This is a genomic window from Curtobacterium sp. C1, from assembly GCF_021049325.1.
GTDB classification, from domain to species: Bacteria; Actinomycetota; Actinomycetes; order Actinomycetales; family Microbacteriaceae; genus Curtobacterium; species Curtobacterium citreum.
In genome coordinates, this window is sequence record NZ_CP088079.1 from 48342 (window position 1) to 54520 (window position 6179).

Annotated in this window: 9 protein-coding genes; 2 read left to right on the top strand and 7 right to left on the bottom strand. The window is 67.3% G+C overall.

The window, feature by feature from the left end; all coding sequences use genetic code 11:
- Nucleotides 1-436: 436 nt before the first annotated feature.
- From LQK89_RS17950 to LQK89_RS17960, 3 genes are read right to left on the bottom strand one after another with little or no spacing between them, the layout of a single operon-like run.
- A complete protein-coding gene (locus LQK89_RS17950) occupies nucleotides 437-910 on the bottom strand; it encodes a hypothetical protein (protein WP_231051063.1) in 474 nt (157 codons plus the stop codon).
- Between the two features lie 2 nt (nucleotides 911-912).
- Nucleotides 913-1206 (bottom strand): hypothetical protein, encoded by a 294-nt coding sequence (locus LQK89_RS17955; protein ID WP_231051064.1) that lies wholly within the window; start codon nucleotides 1204-1206, stop codon nucleotides 913-915.
- 27 nt (nucleotides 1207-1233) lie between these two features.
- A complete protein-coding gene (locus LQK89_RS17960; RefSeq protein ID WP_231051065.1) occupies nucleotides 1234-1725 on the bottom strand; it encodes a hypothetical protein in 492 nt (163 codons plus the stop codon).
- A gap of 245 nt (nucleotides 1726-1970) precedes the next feature.
- Between LQK89_RS17960 and LQK89_RS17965 the strand changes: the two genes are divergently transcribed.
- Together LQK89_RS17965 and LQK89_RS17970 are read left to right on the top strand one after the other, a co-directional pair.
- On the top strand, nucleotides 1971-2180 hold the full coding sequence (locus tag LQK89_RS17965; RefSeq protein WP_231051066.1) for a DUF4177 domain-containing protein: 210 nt from the start codon (nucleotides 1971-1973) through the stop codon (nucleotides 2178-2180).
- Between the two features lie 89 nt (nucleotides 2181-2269).
- Nucleotides 2270-2620 (top strand): histone-like nucleoid-structuring protein Lsr2, encoded by a 351-nt coding sequence (locus LQK89_RS17970; RefSeq protein WP_231051067.1) that lies wholly within the window; start codon nucleotides 2270-2272, stop codon nucleotides 2618-2620.
- 348 nt (nucleotides 2621-2968) lie between these two features.
- Here the strand turns inward: LQK89_RS17970 and LQK89_RS17975 are convergent, their stop codons facing one another.
- The 4 genes from LQK89_RS17975 to LQK89_RS17990 all read right to left on the bottom strand — a co-directional run bounded on the left by LQK89_RS17975 (nucleotide 2969) and on the right by LQK89_RS17990 (nucleotide 5155).
- Entirely contained in the window at nucleotides 2969-3292 is a 324-nt protein-coding gene (locus tag LQK89_RS17975; RefSeq protein ID WP_231051068.1) for a hypothetical protein, read from the bottom strand.
- A gap of 52 nt (nucleotides 3293-3344) precedes the next feature.
- On the bottom strand, nucleotides 3345-3878 hold the full coding sequence (locus LQK89_RS17980) for a hypothetical protein (protein ID WP_231051069.1): 534 nt from the start codon (nucleotides 3876-3878) through the stop codon (nucleotides 3345-3347).
- A 65-nt stretch (nucleotides 3879-3943) separates the two neighbouring features.
- Nucleotides 3944-4468 (bottom strand): type IV conjugative transfer system protein TraE, encoded by a 525-nt coding sequence (locus LQK89_RS17985; protein ID WP_231051070.1) that lies wholly within the window; start codon nucleotides 4466-4468, stop codon nucleotides 3944-3946.
- A 105-nt stretch (nucleotides 4469-4573) separates the two neighbouring features.
- Nucleotides 4574-5155: a hypothetical protein gene (locus LQK89_RS17990; RefSeq protein ID WP_231051071.1), complete on the bottom strand. Its 582-nt coding sequence runs from the start codon at nucleotides 5153-5155 to the stop codon at nucleotides 4574-4576.
- Nucleotides 5156-6179: the final 1024 nt, after the last annotated feature.

Consider the following 6179-nt stretch of genomic DNA (forward strand, 5'->3'; position numbering starts at 1 on the left):
TCGAATGCCAGCGCCAGGCAGATTTCCAGACCGTCGTCATGTCGAGCACGACGAGCACGATGCCCAACACGACTGCTACACCGCCAAAGAAGAAGCTCCAGGGTGCTAGCGCCGTGAAGAAGCCAAGGTAGATCCCCGCGAAAGCGGACATCACGGTGACCACCGAGACGACCGTGTTCGCTCGTCCGTTGTACTTCCGGAGGAAGGCCCGCGCGGCCGCAATTCCTGCCCCGATGAGCGAGAGCCCACGGCCTGACTCGCCATCCCAGCCCCCGGCTATTGCATCTATGACGATCCACACGGCCAGGTAGATGCAGGCAAGAACGATGAGAACGCCCCCGCCGCAAGCAACCGCCATATTCACTCGAGCCGCGCGAGTGCCAGTCTTCGGATTCTGCTGTTTCCCCACAGACACACAGTAGGGGGCGTTCTAGCCCTAGCTCGTGGTTCGGCGGAGCAGCTTCCGGATCCACTCGGAGGAGACCCCCGCGGCGTCCTCCACGGCGGCACGGGAGACCCCGTCGATGGCCGATGCTGCGACGACGAGCTCGTTGCGTACGCGCCGGCGTTCCTCGGTGTCCGCACGCAGCTCTGCGACCTCGTCCCGGAGCCGTCTTGCAGCTTCCAGCGCATCTGCCCGAGGGGCGGCGGGATCGAGCTCGCCCGATCGCCTGAGCGTGCGTGCGTGCGTCGTCTGCGGCGTGTAGAGCGGCACGTCGACGCGGTGCAGGTACGCCCGCGAGAGCCCCGACGCCTCCACGACCTCGGCAACGGTGGCGCCGGCTCCGAGCGCTTCTCCAAGGTGTTCGCGCTGGTTGCGTCGTAGGTCGCTCTCACGTTGCTCGTCGGCGGCAATAGCGTCCCGCACCTCGGCGAGGCGGGCAAGGTGTTCGGCGGCTGGCGTCGACATGCTCAGCGCTCCTCTCTGCCCGCGTCGGGCTCGTTCACGTCGATGACATCGACCCGGGGGGCCGAAGCCGTTGGTGCGGCGTGTGCGGCCGCCCAGAGCTGGACCAGCCGATTCCGCAGGTGCGGGTTCGCGTCCATCGACTGCAGGATCATCGCAGCCGACGCGGGCGCGACCTGGTCGCCGCGCAGCGCTTGGAGCGGGACCGTCTCGGCCGCCCATGCAGCAACAGTCGCCGCATCGACGTCGACCTCGACGGCATGTTCGGTCGTCTGCCGCCAGCGCACTGCGTACCGCACCGCTGTCTCCTCGTCGATGGTTCTGCGTCAGCGATGCACGCCGGGAACCGGCTCGAGGGTCTCGTCGACGCGACGCCACCGCGGCTCGAGCAGCTCGATACCCCGGTAGTCGCCATCCTCGCCACGAGGGAAGCCCTGCAGTCCGTGCTCGACCGCGGCCGCGAGCATCTGCAGCAGCCTGGTCGAGCGCGCCATGAGCCACCCGTCGAACCCGCGAGTCGCCTCGAGCACGAACCGTCGTGTCTGCTCGACCTGCAGCAGCTGAGCCGGGCGCAGAGTGAGGCCCATGAGCTCCGCGACCGGCCGCCACTCGTACTCGGGTGCGACAACCCGTTCCGAAGACCGCCGGCTCGTGGCAACCGCGACCGCATTCCAGAGGATCCGTCCCATGTCGTCCGCGTGGGCAACCGCTGCTCGCGACGCCGGTGAGATCTCCGCACGATCGCCGTGCAGTCCTCCCACGATGATCGCGCTCACCAGCAGGTCGATGCAGTCCTTGTGGATCAGCAGTTCACTCATCGTCCAACCTCCTATTAGTAGACCTGACATCTACTAATAAAGCACCGGAGATCGACGCTGTCAACCCAGTTGGGAGCGCGGAGGGTCGCGCCCAAGGTTGCGTGCCATGTCCGATCGCGGCGGACGCCGGCACCTACTCCTACCGTCACCCCGAACGGATTACCCCAACAAGGTTGACACCTCGGACCGAGGTACCTATATTCGTAAGTGTCAGGTCTACGGAACAAGGAAGGTGGGAGCCGGACATGGGCATCACGAAGATGGACTACCAGAGCATCAGCTGCCAGGTGACCAAGGAGGACAACCGCCGGGCGGGCGACTCGCTCGCGCAACGCGCGGCCGAGGTGCAGGCGTGGGGTGCGAGCGGTTGGCGGCTGGTGTCGACGGTGTCGATCGACCAGGCGGAGGCCGTCATCATCTGCGACACGTTCGAGCGCGAATCGCTTTCGCAGTAACACGCCGGGACAAGGGCGGGAGGTGGCTGCTCCTCCCGCCCTTGTACTGTGTCCGCGTATTCGATTTCCGAAACGAAGGGGAATTTGCTGTGGCACAGAAAGTCACCGTCCACATGACCGATGACGTGACGGGGGAGGTCATTGAGGACGGCGCCGGCGGTACGGTCTTCTTCTCCTTCGACGGGACGTCCTACGAAATCGACCTCAGCGAGGACACTGCCGCGAAGTTCCGCGAGGCAGTCAGCGACTATGTCTCGGCGGCTCGAAAGGTTGGCGGCTCGCGCGGAGGTCGCCGGGGGAGCTCGGCGGGCTCGGCGGGGCGGTCAAGTGCGGACGAGCTGCAGCGCATCCGTGAGTGGGCTACTGCGAACGGCTACGAGGTAGCAAATCGCGGCCGGATCTCCGGGGCGGTGCGCGAGGCGTACGCCGCGGCTCACTGAGCCAGCGCGCAAAGAGACGCCCGGCAGGGGGAGGAAGTGGATTGTCAGGTCTACTAACCAACCGGCCGGGCGTCTCTGTGTGATCGTACGGTATCTCGGGGCGAAAGCAGTGACGTCGTTGTCGACTGCGGCGAGCGCCCCTAGTGGCAAATTGTTGAGTGGGCATCCCTCGTTGGGGCTGCGGGGTCCGCATCCCTGGTGGTGGGTTGTGCCCTCTCCTTTCGTTTGCTAGTTCGCCTCCCTGACACTTACTAATATAGTTGCTTTTTGAAGCGGTGTCCAGTCGATTCCGGGATTTTCTTGGGGCGATTTCGGCGGCGGGATCGGTGGTGATCCCGCCGCCGGTTGTCAGGCCGTTGGGGTGTCCTCCTCCCAGTCGAGTCGTGCGTCGAAGCGGTACCCGGTGGGGGCGGGTGCGTCCGGTTCGTCGATGCTGATCCGTGTGCCGTCGGTAGCGACCCACGGGGCGGGGTCGCGGACGGTCGGGTCCTCGCCCTCCCAGGCTTCGCGGATGATGTGCTCTCGCACGTCCGGTCGGCCGAGGTCGGCGAATAGGTCACCGATCCGGCTGGCCTCGCCGACGGTGATGGTGCAGAGCACGTCGGCGCTCGACCAACCGAGGATGACGGTCGCGGCCTCGGAGGGGTCGACGTTCGTGGTGTTGGTGTTCATGGGCGTTCCTGTCGGGTGGGCGGGCGGCCCGCTTGGGGCCGCCCGCGGGTGGCTAGCGTCGGTGGTCGGCGGCGCGGGCGGCGCGGGCCTCCCGTGCTGCGATGACGTGTGCGGGCGCGTCCTCGCCGCGGGTGACGCCCCAGGGGGCCGCGTGGGCGCCGGGGAGCAGGCCCTCGATGCGTCGGCGGAGTGCGCAGCAGAACCGGTAGGCCTCGGAGGTGTCCCAGTCGGTGACTTCGCATGCCTGGTACTCGAAGCAGTTGAGGATGCCGAGCAGTTCGACCGGTTCCCAGTCGGTGAACTCGGGCCGGCGGTAGGTGTAGACGAATGCGTCGTCGTCGCCGTAGAGCGCACCGAGGCTGGCGGCGTTGGCGTCGAGCAGCATCTGTCCGATGTGCTCCTCGGTGCCGCGCATGGCGACCCGGTAGCGGTCGGCGGAGTAACTGGTGTTCCGGACGCCGTTGGTGCCTTCGGCGTTGGCTTCCGCGCTGGTGGCCCAGTGCATCGGGTTGTCCATGCCGCCGCGGTAGATGGCGGTATGTACGAGGACGTGGATCGTTTCTTCGTTGACGAGGTAGGCGCTCACGGGGATCTCCTTTCCCAGGGGCGGGAGGGGCGAGGCTGTCGCCCCTCCCGCCGTGGTGGGTGTGGTTAGGCGCGTGCCGCGCCGGTGTAGGTGGCCGTGTGGTCGCCGGTGTACGAGTCTCGGATCGCCTCGACGATGGTGTCCTCGTCGATCTCGTCGCGTGCCACGTCGTCCGCGGCGTCCTCGTCGCGAGCGCTGACCGTGACGGTCACGGGGACCGTGAGGGTCACGTCGTAGCTCACCTCGAACTCGCGGGTGCGGCCGGGGCCGTTCAGCTCTTCCGCCATGCGGTCGTACTCGGAGCAGTAGTCCGCGTAGTCGGCGATGCGGCCCGCGCGCTCCCAGAACCGCTCGAGGCGGGGGTCCGCTCCGTCGATGATCTGCTCGGAGCGCAGCCGCTCAACCTCAGCCATGAGGCGGGCGGTCACCGCCTCGGCCTCGCGAGCGCGGTCCTGCGCCCGCGTGAGCTCCCGCAGCGCGTCGAACGTGGGGTCCAGCGGTGCCGGGGTCACGTTGAACTGCAGCGGCCCGTACGCGGGGACCGGGGCGGTGGCGGTGGCGGTAGCGGTGGTGTTCGTCGTGTCAGTCATGATTCCTCCTAGTAGTTGTTTCGTAGACCTGACACTTACGAATATAGGGGTACCCACTGACATTGGCGGCGGGGCGGGTTGGTACCAGCCCCGCCGCCCGATCCGTCAGCGGTGCACGTCGAGGTAGATGACGGTCCCGCCGTCCGCAGCGGGGTCCAGCAGCGCCGCGCTCACCGTCGAGGACCACTCATCCGGCGTCACGTCCTCGGAGACCCCGAACAGCCCCAGCGGGCCGCGTGCGTGCCATTCGCCGCGGCTCGTGAGCACGCCGTGCGGCATCGTGGCCATGACCCCGGTGACCAGTAGCATCCGTGTCAGCGTCACGGGGTGCTGGTCCGCGTCGGCGAACCCGTCCGCCCAGGCAGAACCGACCGACCACTCGTCGAACTGACCGGCGGGGTTGAGGGTCGTCCACCGCTCGATCTCGCCGTCCTCGCGCTGGTGCCATAGGCCGCCCGTGGTGAAGTCGTGGAGCACGTCGAGATCGGACACGGCGGCGGGGTAGTGCCACGGGCACTGAGCGCGCGCCTGCTCGACGATCCCGCGCCACTCGCCGGGCACACCGTCGGGGTCGGGGTGTGGGGTGACGGCGAACTGGTCCGAAAACCGGTACATGCTGCCGTTGAGCCAGTCCATCGGCTCGGAGACGTCCGCCGGGACGATCGCGAGTGCTGGTGCGTGTGACATAGTGCTTCCTCCTACTAGTAGACCTGACACCTACAAAATAGCATCCGCAGCCGACACGGGACCGCGACGCGCGTCGCATGGACACGGCAGAGGCCCGGAAGGTGGTCCGCATGACCGTCCTTCCGGGCCTCCGCTCGGCGGTAGATGTCAGTCGTTTACTGGCATCCCGGCTCGTTCTAGCACCTCGCACACCGCGTCTACGAGGTCCCCGCCGTTCACCCCGCCGGGCTGGTTGACGAACGCGTGAATCGTGCTGAGCGCCACGGAATCGGAGACCGGTTTACGGGTCCGTACGGGCGTGGGGAACGTGTGCACGAACCACCGCGGACTGCCTGTGTCGGCCAGGTAGCCCACAGGGTGCCAGGCGTGCTGTTGCCCGTGTTCATCGGTCAGGATCCAGGTCCAGCGGTTCGACGGCCACGGGGCGGTGTGGATCGTCCGACCGGGCTGGACACGCAGCCACGCCCCCACGAGTCGGGCCGCTTGCGCGGAGTCCAGCGCGGTTCGGTGTCGCCGGTCGGGACCGTCCCACTGGGTTCGCACATCATCGAGCCGGAGCATCGTCCGGGGAGAGTCGGGGAAGGTGAAGACGAGTCGATCCATGAGAGCAGTCCTCCACAGGGGTTGTATTTAGTAGACCTGACATGGTTGAATATAGCCACGGCCCCAGACAGTGTCAACCTGGTTGGGTCTAACCGATCCGCCGAGCAGGCACCCCTGCTCCTCGTGGTCGCCCGAAGGGCACAAATGGCCGCCACGCGCCCCGAAATAGCGGGTATCGCAGGTTCAGCAGGGGAGCACTCCTCAGCCCGTAAGCATCCCCTCAGAGGGCTGTACAGCGGAGCGGGGTGCGGGACGTGTGAAGGCCTCTCGGACCGACGGCCAACAGGGTTGACAGGTTGACGCGAGAGGCAGGGATGACGAGGCACAAGGAGAGGCGCGCAGCGCCGGACCCGGCTGCTCGGCCTCGGCTTGCCGAGGCCCGGAGAGGGCCGCGCGCAGCGCGGTCCACCCCTCCCGCAGG

Bases quoted from the DNA above. Each gene is read 5' to 3' on its own strand.
- LQK89_RS17985 (WP_231051070.1), bottom strand. From the start codon at position 4,468: ATGACTGACACGACGAACACCACCGCTACCGCCACCGCCACCGCCCCG.
- LQK89_RS17990 (WP_231051071.1), bottom strand. From the start codon at position 5,155: ATGTCACACGCACCAGCACTCGCGATCGTCCCGGCGGACGTCTCCGAG.
- LQK89_RS17950 (WP_231051063.1), bottom strand. From the start codon at position 910: ATGTCGACGCCAGCCGCCGAACACCTTGCCCGCCTCGCCGAGGTGCGG.
- LQK89_RS17965 (WP_231051066.1), top strand. From the start codon at position 1,971: ATGGGCATCACGAAGATGGACTACCAGAGCATCAGCTGCCAGGTGACC.
- LQK89_RS17975 (WP_231051068.1), bottom strand. From the start codon at position 3,292: ATGAACACCAACACCACGAACGTCGACCCCTCCGAGGCCGCGACCGTC.
- LQK89_RS17960 (WP_231051065.1), bottom strand. From the start codon at position 1,725: ATGAGTGAACTGCTGATCCACAAGGACTGCATCGACCTGCTGGTGAGC.